Source organism: Noviherbaspirillum malthae (assembly GCF_015352985.1).
GTDB lineage: Bacteria > Pseudomonadota > Gammaproteobacteria > Burkholderiales > Burkholderiaceae_D > Noviherbaspirillum > Noviherbaspirillum malthae.
Genome location: NZ_JACYXF010000067.1, coordinates 1 through 21356, shown reverse-complemented (window position 1 = coordinate 21356; position 21356 = coordinate 1). Strand labels below are relative to the sequence as shown.

The window sequence follows — 21356 nt, the reverse complement described above, 5'->3', positions numbered from 1 at the left end:
CCTTTGCCGTTAAAAGCGGTGCCTTATCCCGACGATAATAGCAGCTTGACTGTCTCCTGGATTGACCGCCCCGCCCATTCCCAATGTTGCGGTATCCTGGTTCTTCATGAATGCAAGCTCGGTGTAGAAATCGGTGCGCTTAGATACGGCATAGTTGGCCATCACCGTGAACATGGTTGACCGATTCTCACCTCCATCAGGATCATTGAAGTAAAGTGTTGGAGAAATTAACAAAGCGTTTGTAGCTCGATATTGCGCTCCAATCCAGTAAAGGTCGGTGTCGACAGCGGAAATCGGCGTCTTGACTGTCTGGCGCTGATATGCCGCATACATAGTGAACGGTTGCAGAGTGTACGAGGCGCCGACAACCTTGCGTTCAGTTTTGTTAAACTGGGTGGCAATTGACGTTCCGTTTTGTCGATCGTATGCAGCACCTACTGCGAACGGGCCTGCAGTATAGAGTAAATGCAAGCCCATTTCCTTTCCTACGCGATATGCGCCCGCAAGCTCACCGCCATTAGCGACCAGACTATCATAGCCAAAGCTGTACTGGGCTATGGCCTTAACTCCACCGTAGGTGCCTATGTATTTCAAAGCATTGTCTGCACGCCCTGCGTACGCTGCGTCAAATACCACCGCTGAATAGCGGGACGCCGCAACGGGGTCAAAGACCAATCCAAAATCGTAGATTGCAGTAGTTTCCCGGCCGATTTGCAGCTCACCCAATGTCTTGCTGCTGAGACCGACATAAGCATGTCGGCCAAAAAGCCGGCCGCCTTGGCTTAAGGCGCCATTATCGATGGCAAATCCGTTTTCAAGTGCGAACAGTGCGGTCAAGCCGCTGCCCAGATCTTCACGTCCCCGAAAGCCAAGACGCGAACTAGATGCGCTGCCAGACTGCAGTCGTGTGACGCTTTCAGTTGCAGATCCAACGCCGCCGGTTCGGACCTTGTTGACGTACTCGACCCCGGCATCAGCTTGTCCATAAACTTGGACGCTGTTGGTTTGTGAATTGGCTGACATTCCGAAAACCAAAAGCACCGCCCCGATACACCCTTTCGCCACACACTTCTGCATTATTGTCTCCTTGGTTAGTGTCTGAATTTCTGCAACAGAACGTATATAAAAAACATCGACATGCGTCTGCACTTTATTAAATTAGTGAAGATCGTTGGTCTGATCGCAAGTCCGTTTTCATGATTCTTAGAACTTTGGTCTCGATATACGGGATCCGTTTAATACATTCGGCTTCGAAAAATGGTTGTTAGTAATGCGTAAGATTCGATCAGTTTTGTTGATATCGCATGGCGCGTCAATTTCATAACGCAATACAAGGCATCATGTTTATTAATATTCGTATCAATTGCCAAGGTACGGGCCACGGCACCTCGCCGCAGTACCCGTAACAGGATTACAATCAATACGATGGTTGTTTCTGGCTTGGGATTGCCAAGGCGAGCCAATTGTCGAAATAACCGTCACGATACCTATTGTCGTTATCGTCCTTCTAGCCTCAACAAATTCTGGCTTTGTCCCTGGCCTGAGATACTGCGATCAAGGCGAAAAGAATATTTAGCTGGAACGGCTATCCTATTGTTGTTGTAAGCCGACGGCAGACTATTGCATCTGCCGAAATGCATCGGCTCATTTATTACGTCATCCTTGGAACCAGGCTGGTACTCAGTCCAGCTTTATATGAGCGTACTTTACGATTCTTCCGTACTTTTCCAGCTCATTCTTCATGAGGTCGTCGAATTCCTCAGGAGTAGTAATGAAGGGGTCCATTCCACCTGCAGTATTGAAGCGTTCCTTGACATCAGGCCTTTTGAGGATTTTCACCAGTTCACTACGCAAGCGCTCTATGGTCTGTGAGGGCGTGCCGGATGGCGCAAAGAGGCCGAGCCAGATGCGCGACTCAAATCCCGGATAAGACTCGGCGATTGCCGGCACCCCGGGATAATCTACAGTGCGACTCTTGCTGGTCACAGCAATAGCCCTTAGTTTTCCTGACTTGATCTGACCCGCATTCGAGCTACCCGCAAACATTACGGACGTTTCGCCTGAGACCGTCGCAACAGTGGCAGCAGCGCCGCCCTTATACGGAACATGTAATAGGGTGATGCCGGCACGCTGCTTAAGCAATTCCATTGTCAAGTGGTGCTGACTGCCATTGCCGCCAGAGGCATAATACAAAGGTGGTTTGGCTTTTTTTGCGTACTCGATGAACTCATCGAAGCTCTTTACCGGAAGCGCAGGATTAATAGCCAACACGAACTGATTGGAAGCGATGCTGGCGATGGGGATCAGGTCAGTTTGCGGATTATAGGGTTGTTTCTTAAACAAGTGTGGGTTCACCACTATGGTACTGTCCATTGTCAATAGAAGCGTATGACCGTCAGGGGCAGACTTTGCCACCGCATCTCCTGCAATCATACCGTTGGCTCCCGGCTTATTTTCCACTACGATCGGTTGTTTCAGTACCTCGCTCAATTGCTGGCTGATGACGCGGGCGGCAATGTCAGGAGCTCCACCGGGAGGGATGGGAACGTAGATTTTAACCGGCATGGTCGGGTAGTTTTGTGCGCCAACGGTACCGACGAGCGACAGCATAACGACTCCGATGAGTCGCTGTAATGATTGCAGCTTCACAATTTGTCTCCTAATTGTAATAGTCGGCGTCGTCGACGCGGGATACGTTCTTAAGTCATACCTTGAATGTACTTTGAACCTGCTTCGGGAATAACTCTTCCACGGTCATGTGGCGATGGCATATGCCTTGTTCATATGCGAAGTCGATGAATGCTTGAATCGTTGTCCGATTAGCTTCGATGCCATATGGCCAGAGATCATCGCCGAACAAGCTTTGAGCTCGCTGTGTGGCTTCCAAACCCCAAGGCAGCGGCGAATGCGAGCAGGTAATGTCGAGCGCGCGCTCGACACTGCGATCCTTTGCTTCGGTAAATGCTTTTAGGAGATTCATTGCAATCCATGGATTGCGCTCGAAGGTATCTCGACGCATGGCAATTACATGCATGATCGGGAATATACCGGTCTGCAGATAATATTCACGTTCCACGTCAGCAGAATTCGCGAACAATCGGGTTAGCTTCCCGGACCGATTAGCAAAATCCTTCGGCGGGCGTGCCGACATGATCATATCGATGTCCCCAGCCACCAACATATCGTTCAGGCTGCGTTCCAGCACCGGGGTTAGGCTTACGCCGGCCGGCAATCGCAGCGCCACTTTCTCGGTGCGACCCGCTTCATTGACGCCCGCCTGAAACCATTGGATATCTGTCAGAGGTATGCCTACCGTATGCGTTAAATAACCGCGGCTGTATATGGATGCTGTCTGTGCCCATTCAGGCACGCCAACACGCTTGCCGGCCAATTGCTCGGGGCGGGTGATGCCACCGTCAACACGGATGTAGAACGAGGATTGGCGAAACATTCGCGACGGAAAGACCGGGATTGCTACCAACCCGCCTTCATCTTGCGAGGCAATAGAAACATATTTCCCAAATGACATTTCGGAAATATCCCATTCCCTGAATTTCGTGAAACGGAAAAAAATTTCCTCAACCGGCAGGTTAACCGGTAACAGTTCGATCCCTTCGGCGCGCACCCGCCCGGTGAGCAGGTCGCGTACATGGTCATAGTCTCCCACTGCGAGAGAAAGAGTAAGTTGGTTCATGCTCTAAGGATACAAAAATTGTTTATATTAAGCCGCCCGGCTGACGCATACCGCTCGACCGGCTTCACTATTCCGCGTCCGGCTGCTTGTTCGGATGTGAGTCTATGAAGGCCTGCAATTGGTTGCAGCGCTCCACGACTCTGCTAATCAAGGGAAATTTGGATACATCGACACCAAACCGTTGTGCATTGAATACTTGCGGCACGAGATAGACATCCGCCATGCCGGGAGCGTCACCGTAACAAAAATCGAATGATGCTTCGCGTTTCTGAAGCAACGCTTCGACCGCTGCGAGCCCCTGCTCGCACCAGTGGTGTGCCCACCTTGCTTTATGCTCTTCCGACAGTCCCATGGGACCGGTCAAGTACTTCAGTACACGCAAGTTATTCAGCGGGTGGATTTCGCATGCGATGGTCAAGCACATTGCCCGTACAGAGGCACGCTCATCAGGCGAGTCTGGCAGCAGAGGTGGGACAGGATGGGTTTCCTCCAGCCATTCAATGATTGCAGTTGACTGAATTAAACGCTTCTCGCCAGCTACTAGCACGGGTACGACGGCATCAGGACTGATTGCACGAAATTCCGACGTGAATTGTTCGCCCCCGTTGCGGTTCAAGTGAACGGGAAGATAGGCGTACTCCAGTCCCTTGAGGTTCATCGCAATTCGAACCCGATATGACGATGAACTGCGATAGTAATTATAGAGTTGATAATCCATTTCTTATTCCGGACTGGGAGCCTTCATCAGCAAATCTTTACGCGGATCTCTCCGAGCTTTTCGACACTGCCGGTCATCAAGTCGTTTGGCTTAACTGCGCCCACGCCTTCCGGCGTACCTGTGAAGATCAGGTCGCCGGGCTGCAGCTCAAAGTACTTCGAAAGATAGGCAATGGTCTCGTTGACATTCCAAATCAGCTTGGTGATGTCACTGCTCTGCCGCTTCTCGCCATTGACGGCAAGCTGGATGGCACCCCTTGCGATTTCTCCTGTCGTTTCGATAGTATGGATTGGACCGATTGGTGCCGACTGGTCGAAAGCTTTCCCGAGTTCCCATGGGCGGCCCGCTTTGCGAAGATCCATCTGCAAGTCACGTCGTGTCATGTCCAGTCCGACCGCGTATCCAAAAATGTGCTTGGCAGCCTGATCCTCGGCGATGTTCTTTCCGCCTTTACCTATCGCCACTACTAGTTCGATCTCATGGTGCAGATTGCCGGTTTCTGAAGGATAGGGAATCGATACTGTTTCCCCATAGGCCACTGGTACGATGGAGTCGCTTGGCTTACAGAAAAAGAATGGCGCTTCGCGCCCCGAAAAACCCATCTCCTGTGCATGTTCGACGTAGTTACGGCCTACGCAGTAAATACGGCGCACCGGGAACACGGCATCTTTGCCTGTCACAGGGATAGTTGATATGGCTGCGGGTGAAAAGGCGTAACTGGCTGACATGTTGATTCCTATGATATTGATGACGCGTTTTTACAAATTCTGTTCGCGGAAAATACCGAGCGCTTGCTGGATCGGACGATCAGAGAAACTGAATAGGACATTGTCCTCATCGGCTTCGAAACGAACCGCGTACCAAGACGGTACGACGAAGTGATCTCGAGGTCCGTAGGCGAATTCAAATTTTTCATGTCCACGCGTAATGATCGCTCGCCCGCGTCCTTCCACTACGGAGTACACGGTACCGTCAGTGCTGCGGTGCGCTTTGCCAGCAAAGCCCTTGGGCAGCAGTTGCATGAAGGCGCCAATAGTAGGCATTGGCCAGCCGCCCGTGGCCGGATTGACGTAACGCAGCTTCACGCCGCGCCATTCGTCTACCGGACCGTCCCGGTACAACTTGCGCAGCGCTTCGCGGGTACGCTCATATGGATAGTTGAACACCGGCGAGGTCATGCCATAGGGCGCATCGTATTGCATCGGCAGCATGTTGGCGCCGTAGCGTGCGAAGCTGTTGCCTTCCGGCCGCAATACCGGCTGTTCCCTCTGCGGATGGTTTTCCGCGAAGCCGGCGTCGAAAAAACGCACGGTTGGAATGTCGAGGCCATCCAGCCAAATCACCGGTTCGCCGCCGTCTTCAGCGACGCTATTGCCGTGGTCGTGAAAGGTCCAAGACGGCGTGATGACGAAGTCGCCGGGACGCATAGCGGTGCGTTCGCCATCTACCGCGGTGTACGCGCTCGAACCCTGTACAAGGAAACGCAGCGCGCTTTGCGTATGACGGTGGCTCGGCGCAATTTCACCTGGCATGATTAGCTGCAGGCCGGCATAAAGGCTTTGCGTAATGCTAGACTGCCCCCGCAGAGCAGGATTTTCCAGGATCAGGACGCGCCGTACGGCTTCCTCGGCCGAAATCAGCTTGCCAGCCCTCATTAGGAAAGGAAGTACCTCTTGATAAGCCCACTTGTGCGGCAGACACGGTGTCTGCGGCTCCTTCGGCACCAGCGCATGCAATGATTCCCATAGCGGGGTGAGATGATGCGGTGACATTTCCTCGTACAAGGCCCTACGTTCGCTCATGGAATTCTCCAGTCAAGTCGGCTGCATATCCGCCAACTACAATTCTTCTCAGTCTTCAATAACAGGCGCGCGGTGTCGAACCCTAATCGGGCTTGATGTCCGCAATGCGTATCACGCTCTCGTAACGTGGAATGTCTTGGCTGACCTTCTCCGCCAACACCTCAGGCCGGCCTCCCAAGACGTCATAATTCTGTTCGGTCATTTTTGCCTTCACTTCAGCGGTGGCCAACTGTTTGTTGATAACGCTATTCAGCTTGGCAATGATGGCTTTTGGCGTACCAGCTGGGGCAAATAGACCGAACCAAACGTCAATAGCGTATCCGGGTAAGTTAATTGCTTCACTTACAGTCGGCATGTTCGGGGCATAGGTAGAGCGCTCAGACCCGGTGACCGCGATACCCTTGATTTTTCCGCTTTTGACATGTGGCGCCATGATGGCTACGGTACTGAACGACACCGGGACTAAGCCGGTCAGATGGTCAGGGACGCTCGACGCACAACCTTTGTACGGCACATGGACCATCTCGATCTTTGTCATTTGCGACAGCAGTTCAGCCGCCAGATGCTGCGGCGTGCCGGAGCCGCAGGAAGCGTACGATAGCTTACCGGGGTTAGCCTTGGCATACTTCACCATCTGGGCCAGGTTATTGATATTGAGCGACGAGTGAACGGAGATCGCTACCGGCGAACTGCCCACCATGGCAACCGGATCAAAGTCCTTAGTTGGGTGAAAATCTACCTTCTTGTACAACGACGGGTTGATCGCGATGTTGTTGGTTACCATCAACAGTGTATAGCCATCCTTAGCTGACTTGGCCACCGACGCCATGCCAACGTTTCCGCCTGCGCCCGGCTTGTTGTCGACAACGAAGGGTTGATTCAAAGCCTTATTTAAACCGTCCGCGATGACCCGCGCCATGGTGTCTGTGCCGCCTCCTGCTCCAAAGGGAACAATGATTTTGACGGACTTGTTGGGATATTCCTGGGCGAGCCCTTGTGTCGTAACTAGCACACCAGCGATAAGCACAAGCACTGATGCCAAGGTTTTTCCAATGAATTGATGCACCTGGTGTCTCCTATTAAAGTCCGCCATGAAGGTCATATGGACGGCGCAATACGGATGTCCATCAGACGAGCTGCGACTTCTGTTCGGCCAATGCCTTTGCCGTCGCGCCGGCCTTAATGCTCCAGAAATCCCAAGCCCGCGTCACCTGAGTTTCAATCACGCGTACGGTCTCGGTTACTTCACCTTCTGAGAGAAATGTGACCTCACCCAACTGCTGTGCAGCGGCTTGGATCTGCGCATTGAGCTCGGTATAAACAGCGCGATAGACCGCACGGCGCAGCGAATCGGCTACGACGGTAGATCCATGACCGCGCATGAGCACTAGCGAGCGCTCGCCAAGCGATTGCGCCAGGCCATGGCCAAGTTCGTTATTTGTAATCAGCAGGCTGTTGGTATCACCAGCGTAATGCCTTATTTCAAATACTGGGGTCGAGGTACCGATAAACCCAGCCATGTGACAGGTTGCCCTCAAGGTTGAAGTCTTCGACACACTGAACGGCACGACCGAGGGCGAATGGCTATGCACAACGGCCATCACATCAGGCCTGGCCTTGTATATTTCACCATGGATGAAGCGTTCCAGATAGATGGCTCGTCCAGCAGCGTTGAAAGGATTACCGTCTATATCAAATTCAACGATGTCTTCAGCCTGTACCAAGCCAGGCGCCATGTTACGAGCAAGCACAAAACGGTCAGGATACTGGTTGTGCCGGACGCTTACGTGGCCGAATGCATCCAAGACGCCTTGGTCGTACAAGATGTGATTAGCCGTCACAAGCTCAGCGATCAGTTCGGCGGAGGCAGTAGACACGCCACTGGCATGGTCCTGAGCTTTCTGGGTGAATCCTTGCTGTTCGTGATTCTTGTCTTGACACATTTTTAACCCTCAATTTGGTTGGTTCGCCTACTTTTGCACTTTAGGCGGACGAAGCCGATATGAACGCGGCACTATATTTACCAAGCCTGTCAACGTGTTTTCGTGCAGGTATTGCGCAGACACTTGGTACCGTCAGTCTATAGCGCTAGGCAATTCTCTGCGCGCCAGCCATAAAGCCATTCCAGCGCATCGTAATAACGTTCGGCCGGACGTTCGTGCCACAGCGAATTACGCACGTGGCGTTCGATACCCTTTGCATGATAGATGCGCCCCATTTCACGGGCAGACAGCAGTACGCGAGCCGTGCGGGTGGCGCGACTTCTTTCGTATAACTTGAAGGCTGCCTCAATATCATTCTGGCAGTGCTTCATCGCCGCTCCTAAGGTAACGGCATCCTCAATGGCCATGCAGGCGCCCTGTGCAAGGTACTGCAGCATGGGATGCGCGGCGTCGCCCAATAACGTTACACGGCCATGACTCCAGGTCTCGATGGGGTCGCGATCGGCCGTGCTCCAGCGCTTCCAGGAAGTTGGCTTATCTAGCAAGCGTTTGGGGCGGTCGCAGATATCGGTAAAGTAGGACAGCACTTCGTCCTTGCTACCTTCGCGCACGCCCCATGTTTCCTTTTCACGGCTGTGGAACGTTACGACCAGATTAAACTGCTGCCCTCCCCGTAGCGGATAATGCACCAAGTGATTATTAGGACCTGCCCAAACCGCCGGCGCATTCCAACGCAAGTCGTCCGGCATATCCTCCACCGGAACCACTGCGCGGTACACGACGTGACCTGAAACGCGCGGTTGATCGCCTACCAGTTTTTCGCGAATTACGGATTTCACGCCGTCGCATCCGATCACCGCATCTCCCGTAAAGCGACGCCCTTCCTTGTCGATGACGGTCGCCCTGCGACCGTCATCTTCCACGTCCACGATGTGAACGGAAGTATGAAAAGTGATCAGCGGGGATTCTTTAACCGCTTCGTAGATGGATAAATGAATATCTGCACGATGTATCACCGCATAGGGATTGCCGAAACGTTTGCGAAACGCCTCTCCGACCTCGAAGTTGGCAATTTCCTCACCATCGATTGCGTCCATCATGATCAGCCGTTCAGTAAATACCGCACGCCGGCGCGCGTTCTCGCCTACGCCAAGCGCATCCATCGCAGCGAAGGCGTTCGGCGCAAGCTGGATGCCGGCACCGATTTCTCCAATTTCGGCGCTCTGCTCCAGCAGAGTAATTCGCACACCTTGGCGCGACAAGGCCAACGCAGCAGCCATGCCTCCGATGCCGCCACCTACTATTACTACAGATAATTCATTCTTGTTCTGCGCAGCCATTAGCGCCTCCTCAATCCATATCCTTGCTTTATACGGCTGGCCAACTTATGCAGATTCAGCCGCTACGCCACACTCTCATTGATCGGTGATTTCGAATTGAAGAGAGTTTCCCTTTTGGTTACGGTGAGGTCAAATCACAGAAGCAATTTGGTGTATTACGTTTTACAATAATCCTCTATGTTTCCAACCGGGAAAAGATAAGTGGTATGGCTAAGTTCGATCTAGAATGGCTGTTGGTGTTTGATGGGATATTCAAGACCCGGAGCGTGTCGCGCACGGCCGAGCACCTCGGCTTGGCACAGGCGACGGTAAGTGTTGCGCTTAATAAGCTGCGTTTACATTTTAATGACAAATTGTTCATACGTACTTCTCAGGGTATGGAACCCACCCCACGTGCCCAGGCCCTTTATCCGCAACTTGCGAGTGTGCTTGAGACACTGGAATTGGCGCGCGACGCGCCAACTGAATTCGTTCCACTTGAAGCAAGGCGGGCATTCCGTTTGTGCATCACCGATATTTCTGAAATTGTCATCCTACCTCGGTTAATGAATCATCTGCGGCAGGTAGCGCCTAAAGTGAGCATAGTGGCAGAGAAGATCACGCCCGAAAGTCCGAAGCATTTGGAATCAGGTGAAGTCGATATGGCCATCGGGTTTATGCCGCATCTAGAAGCTGGGTTCTATCAAAAGACTTTGTTCACGCAAAATTTTGTCTGTTTAGCCGCCAAGAACCATCCTCGTGTTGGCTTAAAGTTGACCAAGGAAGCGTTCCTGTCTGAAATGCACATCCAGGTAACAACCTCCGGTACGGGGCATTCAATCGTAGACAAGACGTTGGCGATGCACGGCGTGCATCGTGAAGTAGTGCTGCACCTTTCAAGCTTTCTTGGTGTAGCACGCGTTGTTGCACAGACGGAGCTGCTGGTAATTGTTCCGAAAATGCTAGGAATTACAATGCAGATGCAAGAACAGGTCCGCATTCTTGATGTTCCTTTCGACCTGCCAAGCTATGCAGTTAAGCAACACTGGCATGATCGATTTCATGCCGACCCCGGAAACATTTGGCTACGGCGTACGATTGCAGAATTGTTCCGGGATTTTGCTACCTGACGCTAGCGGGTCATCTGGCAACTAAGCATGAGCAGATAAACAGTTTGCCGCAGTACGGTGAAGGCAGAAGTATTTGGATAGAAGGCCTGCAGTTCTCCGAGCCGCGTCATGGACAAGCCTCGAACGTAGGCAGGTAAGGCTGTAACATGCTCGTCAATCGTCTCGTATTGCCAATGGGCGCGACCGCCTTCTTGGCTTGTCCCGTAACGATTCCAGCGGGTTCAGTCCTGGTGCACGCTTGGGTAGCCAGACTTACTCAATGCCTAGACGCCTAGCGAGGGCTTGTGATGATCTGGCGGTATGACCGGTATCACTATCGAGAAGGATGAAGATATGTCGACCCCGGTAATGGTGATGCACCTGCCGCAGGAACGCTTGAAAAGGCTCGGCCGGTTGGCGCCGGCAAGCTCTGAACAGACGATATCCGGCCTTTAGATTCAGGCAGCCAAATACGACGCGTCGCAAATTACCACCACTGAGCATGACTCAGGTAGGCACCCTGCGCAGCGATCACCTTGCGCGTTGTGGTTCCGACGCCAGTAAATAATGTGGCCGCTTCCAGCGAAAGCTCATCCGCCGCTGGCACAGACGCAGCGCGACGTCACAACCCTCAAGCTACGCATGGTCTTCCCAATATTTTCACCATATCTCCATTTGTGTTGAGGAGTTCCCCTAGATTCTCACCATAACGTCGGGCTTTCTGACGAAGCAGTAGTTTCCTATGCCATTCAAGCCATTGAATATAGGTGGCCTTATAGGCTTGATTGGACAAATCGTCGAATAAAATTGTTCCATCTGGCGCATTTCCTGTGAAATATTCGATACAACCTCGGTGGTGTATCAAATTTCGTTCGGAAGCAAATATTTAGACATTAACGCCAAAATGGTCGAAAAAATGACATTATTCTTCTAGAACGAAGTGTCGGTCTTGGGGTATTCCCAGAGCTCGTTCGCTGGTCAATTTTTAGCCTCGGTTTACGAGGCTTGATCGCCCTACTTTAGACGTTTTCCGCCTTAAGGCAGGCTAATGTGGAGTTATCCCGTGAAACTAAGGTTTTTCCGGTAAATTTGGTTGCTTGACCTGTAATAGTCTACCGAGCAGCCACAAATGAGCAAAATAGACCAGTACGTAAATGCGGCCACTCGGGATAACACGCGCAAGGCTTACCAAGGTGCCGTTCGCCACTTCGAGGTGGAATGGGGCGGGTTTTTGCCGGCTACGGCCGAAAGCATTGCCCGATACCTTGCCGACCAAGCGCATACGTTTTCGGTCAACACGCTTCGCCAGCGGTTGGCGGCGCTGGCGCAGTGGCATGTCGACCAGGGTTTTCCCGATTCGACCAAGGCGCCAATCGTCAAAAAGGTGTTCAAGGGCATCCAAGTGCTGCACCCGGCCCAGGAGAAGCGGGCCAAACCGCTGCAGCTCAAGCAGCTGGCGCAAGTCGATCGCTGGCTTGAGGAAGCGATATTGAAAGCGCGGACGTTGTCTGACCAAGCAGCGGAACGTCGTCCTCTGCGGAACCGAGCCCTCCTATTGCTTGGACTTTGGCGTGGCTTCCGCGGCGATGAATTGACCCGGCTCCGCGCCGAGCATGTCGAAGTGGTGCCCGGGCAAGGCACGACCTGTTATCTCTCTCACACCAAGACCGATCGCCAGCTCAAGGGAACAACCTTCAAGGCGCCGGCACTTGCGCGCCTCTGTCCTGTTGAAGCTTATCTAGCGTGGGTTGACGCGGTACACATCAGCGAGGGAGCAATTTTCCGGAAGATTGACCGATGGGGTTATGTCAGTGATGAGGGGCTACATATCGACAGCCTGGTGCCACTGCTGCGCTCAATCTTGAAGGAGGCCGGAGTAGATTCGCCGGAGCTCTACAGCGGGCACTCCCTGCGTAGGGGTTTTGCCACCTGGGCCAGCGCCAATGGATGGGATGTCAAAACGCTGATGGATTACGTCGGATGGAAGGACGTGCACTCAGCTATGCGCTATGTTGAGACCGCCGATCCGTTCGCACGGCACCGCATCAACGACATGCTTGCACTTGAATCGGCAGACGCGAAACGCTAAGTGACAGCTCAGAATCGATCAGCCGGTGGTTAGTCGTTCGCTGACATTTCCGGGCCTATGGTCTGTAATGGAAAAAGGCGACCGCCGGCGACCGGTATAAAATATCAACATTTTAAGTCCATGGCCAAGCCTAACTCCCCGATATTTCAGACTCCTCATGACACCGCCCTTGAACATCTAGGCGTGCTTCCCGGAGGCCGCGTATGGGGATCGTTCGACGTTTCGATGGACGACGCGCGCGCGGGCCTAGCGACCCGCTACGTGCTCCCACTTTGGGATGCACCACGCAAGCCCGCTGGTGAGGCGGATTCGACGGGTAAGGCTTTGGCGCGGCAAGCGGATGGCACCTGGTGGTACCACGTCCGAAAGCCAAATTCAGATGGATCGGCGCAATGGAAAGCTCAATGGGCAAGCCTCGAGCTGTGCAATCGCACAGGATTGCCAATTATTGGTGTACTTAAGGATCGCCATAGTCGACTGTGTGCGCTAGATGTGACCTTCGACTGTGGCCCGTTCTCTGGCAGTTTCGAGGACGGCGAAGTGTGGATGCAAGCCCATCCGCGTGATGCAAAAGCGGTCGAGCTGCTTACTCGCCACTACGGTCTCGCACAACCTCCAATGCGCAATGCGGATTTGGCGCAGGAAAGCGAGGTGATTGAGCAACATAGCTACTTCAATGCGACGGATCCTCAGGATGAACGCAAACGACGACTGCGCGAAGTCGTGCAACGCCGAGGTCAGAGCGAGTTCAGGCGTGCTCTATTGCTCGCCTATGGCGAGCGCTGTGCGGTGACCGGATGTGATGCTGCAGATGCGCTCGAGGCTGCGCACATCATCGGTTACTTCGGTCCGGCTTCACAACATGTCAGTAACGGTCTGCTACTTCGCGCAGACATTCACACGCTCTTCGATCTGGATCTACTGTCCATCTGTCCAGATACACTGCAGATTCATCTGGCGCCGGCACTACGCGCGACAAGCTACGCACCTCTGCATGGAAAGACGTTGACATGTCCGAGCAACCCTGCTTTCCAACCCAGTCGCGAGGCGCTGCACACGCGGTGGCGAAATCAGAGTTAACCCTATTCGCATAACAAACGTCCAGTCTTGGACGATCGTGTTGATAATGGTTGCTTACTCTGTGAGGCGAAGGTCTGAACGAAAGAAATGTAATTCCTATTCCAGGAAGAACAACTAACTATCGAAGAGGCATGCGGTCGTAATCCATAGTTCGTATTCTCTGCTACTTGCGCTTTCTCGCTTTCTCTTCTCCAATCAGCACGCCAAGCGTAAATAGCAATCCGCCGGCGACCCAGACTAGTCCGAAAATTGCCAGCCGCCCTGCTAGGCCGCGGAACCCCTCGGCCCCACCATCGGCGGCCAATGCAAATCCGGCCGCAATAGCTGCTGACACCCATGTAGCGAAAGTGGACACATTCTGCTCGTTCAGTATCCTTGCCTTGGTCAGTAGGTAAGCCAAACAGAAGCCCGCAGGCACAAATAGCAACAACCATCCTGTTCCGTAATCCCCAACGCGTGCCATAACTTGTCCTTCTTATGGTTTGTCCCGTTTTCTTTCAGCGTCGGGATGGATTGACGCCTTCATTCAAAGCACGACAGAAATCGGAGTGTCACTTGCCGATTATTTTTGCTGCGTTTTACGGGCGGCCGCAACATAGAATGCTACGATGGCCACCGTGACAATGGCAACAAAAGCCGACCACAAAATATCGACACCTTGCAGGACACCGGAAACGAGTGCGATCGCCATCATGCCACACATGCCGATCGCGGCGCCCCATTTGCCTAGGTACAAGTTGAGTAGGGAAAGCGCACCAAAGAGAATGAACGAGGCATAGGACGCATACAAAAGTACGTTTTCCAAATGGACTTCCATGATGTCATTGCTGCCGTCAAAAGATACGGGATTTTTCTAGACTTTATTGACCTTGCCGACAGCTTCCGATTTTTGGTCCAAATCCTTGAACAGCGAGTTTTTCAGAGGTTCCCACGCATTGGTGCGAATTCCAACGATCTTCAGTTTTTCGTCAAGTGTGTCTCTGCGCTCCTTCGCGCCTGGCACACCTTTTCTCGCCAAGCTATTCAAGCGCCTATATTGCGCGCGCTTTTTCTTCGCATAAGCCTTATCACGTTCCCGTTTAGTCAACATAACCTCCACTTTGAATTAACGCTAATTTTTATCACGTGTCGGAGCGAACCGCTGGCTGCATATCGCCTCAACACGGTTTCCAACTGCGCAAGTCATCCCAAAATACGCTATTAGGCCGTAAAAGTGCATTGTTGTAGGTGACCTCATTCACCGCTGTCTCTTTACCTGGCGCCTGCCGTCGGCGATGCACAATCGATGCAACGCGAATCTGTATTTTCCCGGCCGATGCGCCCTCAGAGTAGCCTGTTACCACCACCGTCCCCGGTACTTGCCGATACTGCGGCTGCCCCTGATAAACAAAGCCGGCGTATTCGTTTACTGAGCCGTCGGCCTCGTTGCATACTCTCGTGCCAGCAGTGGTAACCAACTTGGTGTTGAGCGCTTCCGGATTTTGCATGTGGTTAGCGATTCCTTTGTCGAACCACTTCTTGCTGTCCTTCGGATCGGATGGGATTCTGCCTTTGAGATACAACGAATTCAAACTGGTGATCGCGTCCGCATGGTCTTGTTCCGCAGCCAGCCGATACCACTTGGCGGCCGTCTGATAGTTCAACTCGACGAGAAAGCCGTTCTCGTACATTACTCCGAGATTATGTTGAGCATCCGCGTTACCTTTCTGCGTTGCCTTCATGAGCCAGTGATAGGCTTCGCGGTAATTCCTCTCTACGCCATCGCCGGAGACGTACATGTAGCCGGCCATAGCTTGTGATTGAACGTCACCTTTCTCAGCATCCCTTACCACTTCTTTAATTGTGCGGGTATCGACTGCCTCGGCAATCGCTAGCGATGCCCATGAAGCACACAAGACGGAAATTACAATTCTCTTTAGTTTCATATTTTGCCTGTCCTATCAGAACGCCCTTGTTACCTTCGTACAGATGTGTTTGGCCACCTGTCGCTCTCCAGTTTTGCTATTGAAGCGCGTGACGGTGCCGTGGCCGGTCTCCCGGGATATTCGAAAGGTATCTTCCGTGAGCGTATAGTCCATGACGAACTTGATTTCGGACGAGGTAATGCGTACGTCATACGCTCGAATACCTCCCAACCCCACTGCTTGCTGGCCTTCATCGACCCAATAAGTTTTAAGGAGGAGGCCGCCTTCTGCATCAGAGCAGCGAATTTCAAAGGCGTTGGCGTAGGCCGAAACGGTAGCTAGAGCGAGAAGAGCAGCGGTGGAAATCAATCTGCGCATGGTTTGCTTGCCTAGGATAGTGTAGGTAGAGAATGTTGATGTGGTGCCGAAAAACCAAACTGACTAATTACGACTTGCGGCGCGAGCGCGTTGCTTGATAGAGGCGGGGCTAACCCGCCTCTGACTCCTGCGACGATATGGGATGCCGGCGAACGTCAACTAAGTCCGCCGGGGTCAAACCTGTCTGTCGAGGATAGCCGCGGTTGTGGACTAGAACGGCGTGTATTGGAAGCCGTCTTGCATAACGCCGACCAGTTGTGCCCGATTCTCTGTACTTTCACTGAACTGAATCAGGACCTGCTCGCGGGTGAGACCGGAGGAAAGACCATTCATCCAATAGTTGAAGCCTTCGGAGTCAGGTGTGCGGTTGAGCACATTGCTGTAAAGAGCTGTGACAAACTGCGCGTTCGTTGTATTGGCGCCGTACTTCTGGCCGAACTCGGTAGAGGCAATAAAATTGTATGCAACATCATTGAGTTTCAGGCCTTTTTCCATCATCTGAATCCAATACACCAGCCCGCTCATGTCAGGTGTGCGATCAAAGGCAGCCTGATAAAGCCTATAAGCCTGAGCCGAATGCCCTTCGGTGTTCAGAATAATCTGTGCCTTGTTTTCGACGCTTTCACTGAACCCAATCAAAACTGTAGATCTTGCAACGCCGCTGTTCAGTATCCCGGACCAGTAGTTGAAACCTTCGGCATCTGGATTCCGGTGCAGGACATTATTGTAGAGCAGCGTAAGAAAGCGCTCGTTCGTCAAATTCGAGCCGTATGTGACTTTGAATTCCTCCGAGAGCAGGAAGCTGTCAGCAACGACGTTCAGGTTGACGCCGGCGTCGAGCTGGCTGATCCAGTAGCCGAGACCGCCGATATCCGGCTTGCGATTGAATGCGGCCTGATAGAGCCTGTAAGCCTGGCCGCCGGTTCCTTCATGGTCGAACGCAACCGCGGTGTCGGCGAACTTGATTCGCTCGACGGCGTAGACGGTGTCTTTTGTAGTCGGGTCGCCTACCTTCGTGAAGGTGGAAGCCCCGCCAGATCGGCTCTGCAGGTAATCGGCACGATTGCCAACCAGATGGAGTGTATCCACAGCCCCGGTTCCGACGATGGTCTGTGTACCAGCGCCAGCTACGATTGCGCGGCCGTCGGCCGACGTCAGTGTTTGAGTGACGCCAAACCCCAGGTCGCGCAACATCGCGAGATCAAGGCTAGATAAGGTGCCGCCATTTGGCGAACCTGGTCCCATCCTGTCTACAGCGCTATCGACGTGGTAGATGGCTGATGATGTGCCAAGAGGGGTGAGAGCAACTTTCCCGCCATTGATAGCCGTTGCGAGGCGCCCCGTAAAGTATGGCTTACCTCCCTCGATGCTTACCATGGAGTCGAACACACTGATTGCGGTAGTGGACAATGCGCCCGTACCGAGATCCTGAAATCCTGCAATGCCCAGAGTGTGGAAGAGTTCGTGGACAACGACGTTGTATGCAGTTTGGGCTCTAGCGTCAGTTGGATTTGTGGTCCAGATCATTGCTCCCTCGAGGAGCTCGCTCGACAAACGGAGCGTGCCATCAGCTGCAGTGCCATTGATATCCTGACCGGTCATAACTTCTGTAGCAATGACGCCGTGCCGGACCGTTCCGGTTGCGGGATGTATTGATCCAGCAGAAGCATATCCACTGGTTTCGACGGTCGTCCGGAGATCAATCGTAGCGGAAGGGCCCGAGATCAAGTTCGACAGCTCGACCGCCGCTGCGTTTAGGATTTGCACAAGTGACGACGGCAGAGTTGAATATTTGCCAGTTGCGTCGGTGTAGGAGGATATGTTTATCGTAATCATTTGGATAGTATGCCGAAAATTTTCCCAGTATCAATAGACAATGTTGCGGTACGGTAACTTTTTGTAGTTCAGATGTTTGCGGGAAAGCATCCTCCCACCGTGAAGAGTCGAACAGCAGAAGACCTATGTGTTCTTATCTTGGAAACGAGTGAGTCACTGCGCGTCTTGCCAAGATGATTGTCTTTCTCGCAATGCTCTTCCTCTGAAATGTCAGACACCAGGGCCGTTACCAGTGCCATGGCGCCGCAGAAGACGATGATGGTCAACGCTAGAGGCGAAAAACGTGAAGATGCGATAAGCGGCCCTAAAATTGCGAAAAGGGTAATGACGATCAAGGTCAGCGGTAAGCGAATCAACACTCTTTCTCTCTCAGGGCAGCTGGATCGGGAAAACGATTTCGAAACAGGTTTAGAAGGCAGGCGTTCAGGGAGGACGTCTTTCACGCGGTAGGTAGACTGCTAGTGGTCATTCCGTAGCCTCACCGTGGCCCCGTCTATGTTCAGGGTTCGGTGTTCGTCGGGAGCCAGATAAAGGGTCTGTCGGAGTTTCATACCTTTGCGCTCCACAAGGCATAGCCCGGCCTGATATTCCTCGGTGCCCAATTCAGTGGCTACCGTAATTCTGAGCGCGGCTCCGGCTGGATGCGCCTTTACGTGCCATATAGCTTCATGTTCACCGTCGCAAAGCGTTTTTCCGAGCCCTATCACTTCCTCGCCGGCTCCGGAGACCGAGAGAACTGGTGCAAGACCGTCGGCTTGGACCGCCTGGGCGTGACACGATAAGGCGAACCACATAACTACGACTGATAAGCATCGATGAATCATTTCAGTGTCCTGAACGTACTTGTGGCTTTGTTATCGGAGCCAGATGGCCCAATGATGCCGCTTCAGAAAAAACTGGGACGCGCTATAAACATGGAGAAATGCCTTTTTTGCGCCCCTCCACGCAATCTGTATGGTCGAAAAAAAACCCTTCGGGCATTCCTGGTAAGGGAATGGCCCAAAGGGTTTTCTTTGTAGAGCGGCATTCGCGTAATGCGAAGGATGCCCACCCACGCGCTGCAAACCGTCAGTCGTCTTCCGCCGGCGGAGACGGTGGCTGATTTGTAGGCTCTCCTGTTTGTTTCACCATTGAGAAATCTGTGGCGATGGATGACAAACCACTGATGGTTATATCGCCGTCAGTAAAACCTTCTTCTCCAAAGGTCAGTAAGAAGCCGTCTTCCGTGCGAATCTGGATGCCATGGGGCAGATTGCAGTCCAACCAAACGCGCACCGCATTTTCACATGCATTGTCGAACGCGAGTTGCTGGTCTGGAGGGAAGTCGCCGGTTTGGCACTGGGGAAAACGCTTCGCAACGGCTGACCAGAATTCGGATTTGACACCGTCCATGATGTCGGAAAACCTCGGCCCCAGCTGAATGGCTGGCGCCGGAAGCGGGAGGCATTTCGTGCCAAGGAAGCCTTCGCAGCCGATATCCACTCCTGTATCGTTGAGGACGGTAACCACACTACAGTCAGACCCGTCGCGTGTCGTCTTCAAATAGATAACCTCGCCGCCACCTTCTGGCAGCCGGAAATAGCTTCCGAACGGGAGATCATCAAAACTTACGGTCGCGGTGTCATTCCACGTGCCTTGGATAGCGCGCCAACCCAGATCGAATCTCGTAGCCGTCGCACTTTCCGGCCCATCAACCTGCTGAGGCTCGCCGAAGGCGACGGTGACCTTGATTTCGCCACCTTCGTTCCTTACTCCGACGATCGTGCCGACTGCCTTGGTGAAGCTTACCTTTGCACGATAACCGGTTGTGAAGCCAAAAGACTGTGTTCCCAAAGGCTGATCAAATTTCATCTAGTACTCCATGGTTAGCCTGGAACGATCCCCACCTAGGAGGGCATTGACCCTCTCAGGAAGTGATGTTTGCCCGTATCGCGGGCCAGATCTCAAGGCGGTCCAACCTTTGTAGGAGGAAGCCCGAGGGTTGATAGGTATTGCTGTTTAGGTGCGTGTCCTGCCGAGGGCCTGAAGACCAACGGTAAATCGATGCTGGCAATCCCAGCTGAACGGCGTATGTACGCGCGGAAAAGCCATCTCGGATGCCTGTGCGGCATTCGAGATGGTTTTCCCGAATCGGGATGTCCTATCGTTAGGAAGTGCGATTGCTGGATTGATGCCTCCAGCTAGGCATAGAACTGAGGGGAGCGGCCGCGTATGGGCAGCTACATTCCGTTCTGGTTACTTTGCGATCCCAACGCCGGATCGGAGAGCAAGCCGAGCCCGTTTGCGATGGTCCTCAGCACATTCGGCACTACAGTAGGCGCCACCGGCTTGCGCAGGGTCGCCACACTCGTTTTCGCAGGGATCGCCCTCTTTTCGGACTGGCTGTTTCGCGGCCTGTTGGCGGCCTCTCTCGATGATCGAGTCCAGTATACGTTGCTGCGTGTCCGTTGCTACATCGACGTCATCTGCCAAGGTTTCCTCCGTAACGGCTGGTTGTCTAAGCACATTCTGCAATAGAGCTTGTAACCTGCGTCGCACTATAGAAAAGGAGAAATGCCCTTTTTAGCCCCGAATTTCATGTATAGGGGCTGCATCGGTGTTTGAACCAACCGGATGAGCCGATCGGAGGATGCTGAAGTGTCGTATTTTTGACACATGCCAAACTATTTCGATAAAAATCTTTTGACTGCTCCCTACGGAGCAAGTCGTGACGTTCTACTGGGGACTCTAATAACTTCGGATTGGACCGAAATGGAAAATCTTGAAAAATTGTTGGAACAGGCGCGTGAGGCTAGTTCCCATCCTAACCCGCAGCTGGCTCCGGTATTCGAGTACCTGCAATGTAAGACTATTGCCGAGCTTGAGGCAATAATTGAGCGAAGAAAGGCAGAGTCCTCTAAGTAAGAGAAAAGGGAGAGCAATATTGCTCTCCCTCTCCTTATATGACTCTGATCGTTACTGAGCCATTACACGAGGCTCAGTTGTCCAGGCTGTTCGGGTGGCGCAGCCGTCGGCATATCCCCTTGAGTCAGCAGACGGGCGGCATATGCGTTGTTTCGCAGATGCGCAAGCACTTCCGCTTGCCGCACCTCGCTGAGCTGCCGGTAAATTTCGAAGTCAGCGGAAAATTCTTCCTTATGACTGGTTGGGATGACGATGATGAGGTCGGTATCCATATAGTGTCGTTGGAGACGATTGGACCATACCTGCCGCTTTAGACGTATGACGGTGCCAATAGACTCATCGGTGGCTTCCATATCGACCATAAATTTCACTCCTGTACAGATTAGCCAAGAATTTTACGCCTTTACTAGGCCGCTGATGGAATGGCGCCGACGGCGGTTGATACCGATTCGGGAGCTAGCGTCAAGACTGGTGTATGGCCGGCTTGAAGGATAGTATCTTCAGGCGGCGAGTTTTTGCTGTTCCGGTGGATTGTCCTGCACCGGTAGTCCATCCTTGAACGGCACGCCTGCCAGCAGCA

At 52.9% G+C, this 21356-nt stretch carries 23 protein-coding genes; 5 read left to right on the top strand and 18 right to left on the bottom strand.

The genetic code is table 11. The features are described 5' to 3' along the window. Positions 1-9: 9 nt before the first annotated feature. From IGW03_RS31620 to IGW03_RS31580, 9 genes are all read right to left on the bottom strand, one after another. A complete protein-coding gene (locus tag IGW03_RS31620; protein ID WP_194726443.1) occupies positions 10-1077 on the bottom strand; it encodes a porin in 1068 nt (355 codons plus the stop codon). Positions 1078-1680: 603 nt separating this feature from the next. Beyond that, positions 1681-2649: a Bug family tripartite tricarboxylate transporter substrate binding protein gene (locus tag IGW03_RS31615; protein ID WP_194726442.1), complete on the bottom strand. Its 969-nt coding sequence runs from the start codon at positions 2647-2649 to the stop codon at positions 1681-1683. 55 nt (positions 2650-2704) lie between these two features. Further along, positions 2705-3694: a substrate-binding domain-containing protein gene (locus IGW03_RS31610; RefSeq protein WP_194726441.1), complete on the bottom strand. Its 990-nt coding sequence runs from the start codon at positions 3692-3694 to the stop codon at positions 2705-2707. A gap of 67 nt (positions 3695-3761) precedes the next feature. Then, positions 3762-4412: a maleylacetoacetate isomerase gene (gene maiA, locus IGW03_RS31605; RefSeq protein WP_194726440.1), complete on the bottom strand. Its 651-nt coding sequence runs from the start codon at positions 4410-4412 to the stop codon at positions 3762-3764. Between the two features lie 26 nt (positions 4413-4438). Then, positions 4439-5140: a fumarylacetoacetate hydrolase family protein gene (locus IGW03_RS31600; RefSeq protein ID WP_194726439.1), complete on the bottom strand. Its 702-nt coding sequence runs from the start codon at positions 5138-5140 to the stop codon at positions 4439-4441. A 30-nt stretch (positions 5141-5170) separates the two neighbouring features. Next, positions 5171-6214 carry a gentisate 1,2-dioxygenase gene (gene gtdA, locus IGW03_RS31595; protein WP_194726438.1) on the bottom strand — a complete coding sequence of 348 codons (1044 nt, stop codon included), beginning with the start codon at positions 6212-6214 and terminating at the stop codon, positions 5171-5173. Between the two features lie 82 nt (positions 6215-6296). Further along, entirely contained in the window at positions 6297-7280 is a 984-nt protein-coding gene (locus IGW03_RS31590) for a tripartite tricarboxylate transporter substrate binding protein (RefSeq protein ID WP_194726437.1), read from the bottom strand. Positions 7281-7341: 61 nt separating this feature from the next. After that, complete coding sequence (locus IGW03_RS31585; RefSeq protein ID WP_194726436.1) at positions 7342-8157, bottom strand: class II aldolase/adducin family protein; 816 nt, start codon at positions 8155-8157, stop codon at positions 7342-7344. 137 nt (positions 8158-8294) lie between these two features. Beyond that, on the bottom strand, positions 8295-9497 hold the full coding sequence (locus IGW03_RS31580) for a 3-hydroxybenzoate 6-monooxygenase (RefSeq protein WP_194726435.1): 1203 nt from the start codon (positions 9495-9497) through the stop codon (positions 8295-8297). 206 nt (positions 9498-9703) lie between these two features. On the opposite strand from IGW03_RS31580, the gene IGW03_RS31575 reads away from it, so the two are divergent. The 4 genes from IGW03_RS31575 to IGW03_RS31565 all read left to right on the top strand — a co-directional run bounded on the left by IGW03_RS31575 (position 9704) and on the right by IGW03_RS31565 (position 13754). Continuing rightward, positions 9704-10606 (top strand): LysR family transcriptional regulator, encoded by a 903-nt coding sequence (locus IGW03_RS31575; protein ID WP_194726434.1) that lies wholly within the window; start codon positions 9704-9706, stop codon positions 10604-10606. Between the two features lie 300 nt (positions 10607-10906). Next, on the top strand, positions 10907-11041 hold the full coding sequence (locus IGW03_RS38735; protein WP_267253645.1) for a hypothetical protein: 135 nt from the start codon (positions 10907-10909) through the stop codon (positions 11039-11041). A 673-nt stretch (positions 11042-11714) separates the two neighbouring features. After that, a complete protein-coding gene (locus IGW03_RS31570; RefSeq protein ID WP_194726433.1) occupies positions 11715-12674 on the top strand; it encodes a site-specific integrase in 960 nt (319 codons plus the stop codon). A gap of 225 nt (positions 12675-12899) precedes the next feature. Further along, positions 12900-13754, top strand: coding sequence for an HNH endonuclease (locus IGW03_RS31565; protein WP_194726432.1), 855 nt, complete (start codon positions 12900-12902; stop codon positions 13752-13754). Positions 13755-13917: 163 nt separating this feature from the next. Here the strand turns inward: IGW03_RS31565 and IGW03_RS31560 are convergent, their stop codons facing one another. The 8 genes from IGW03_RS31560 to IGW03_RS31525 form a co-directional block, all read right to left on the bottom strand. Continuing rightward, complete coding sequence (locus tag IGW03_RS31560; RefSeq protein WP_194726431.1) at positions 13918-14217, bottom strand: hypothetical protein; 300 nt, start codon at positions 14215-14217, stop codon at positions 13918-13920. A 99-nt stretch (positions 14218-14316) separates the two neighbouring features. Beyond that, positions 14317-14571, bottom strand: a complete 255-nt coding sequence (locus IGW03_RS31555; RefSeq protein ID WP_194726430.1) for a hypothetical protein — start codon at positions 14569-14571, stop codon at positions 14317-14319. Positions 14572-14607: 36 nt separating this feature from the next. Then, the gene (locus tag IGW03_RS31550; protein ID WP_194726429.1) at positions 14608-14844 is read right to left on the bottom strand and encodes a hypothetical protein; all 237 of its coding nucleotides are present in this window, start codon (positions 14842-14844) and stop codon (positions 14608-14610) included. 67 nt (positions 14845-14911) lie between these two features. Then, positions 14912-15679, bottom strand: a complete 768-nt coding sequence (locus IGW03_RS31545) for a tetratricopeptide repeat protein (RefSeq protein WP_194726428.1) — start codon at positions 15677-15679, stop codon at positions 14912-14914. 15 nt (positions 15680-15694) lie between these two features. Then, a complete protein-coding gene (locus IGW03_RS31540) occupies positions 15695-16036 on the bottom strand; it encodes a hypothetical protein (protein WP_194726427.1) in 342 nt (113 codons plus the stop codon). Positions 16037-16246: 210 nt separating this feature from the next. After that, a complete protein-coding gene (locus tag IGW03_RS31535; RefSeq protein ID WP_194726426.1) occupies positions 16247-17872 on the bottom strand; it encodes a DUF4214 domain-containing protein in 1626 nt (541 codons plus the stop codon). Positions 17873-17940: 68 nt separating this feature from the next. Next, complete coding sequence (locus IGW03_RS31530; protein WP_194726425.1) at positions 17941-18315, bottom strand: hypothetical protein; 375 nt, start codon at positions 18313-18315, stop codon at positions 17941-17943. Positions 18316-18940: 625 nt separating this feature from the next. Continuing rightward, on the bottom strand, positions 18941-19723 hold the full coding sequence (locus tag IGW03_RS31525) for a hypothetical protein (protein WP_194726424.1): 783 nt from the start codon (positions 19721-19723) through the stop codon (positions 18941-18943). Between the two features lie 360 nt (positions 19724-20083). On the opposite strand from IGW03_RS31525, the gene IGW03_RS31520 reads away from it, so the two are divergent. Further along, positions 20084-20389 carry a hypothetical protein gene (locus IGW03_RS31520; RefSeq protein ID WP_194726423.1) on the top strand — a complete coding sequence of 102 codons (306 nt, stop codon included), beginning with the start codon at positions 20084-20086 and terminating at the stop codon, positions 20387-20389. A gap of 449 nt (positions 20390-20838) precedes the next feature. On the opposite strand, the gene IGW03_RS31515 is transcribed toward IGW03_RS31520, so the two are convergent. Continuing rightward, on the bottom strand, positions 20839-21048 hold the full coding sequence (locus IGW03_RS31515) for a hypothetical protein (RefSeq protein ID WP_194726422.1): 210 nt from the start codon (positions 21046-21048) through the stop codon (positions 20839-20841). Positions 21049-21356 lie beyond the last annotated feature (308 nt).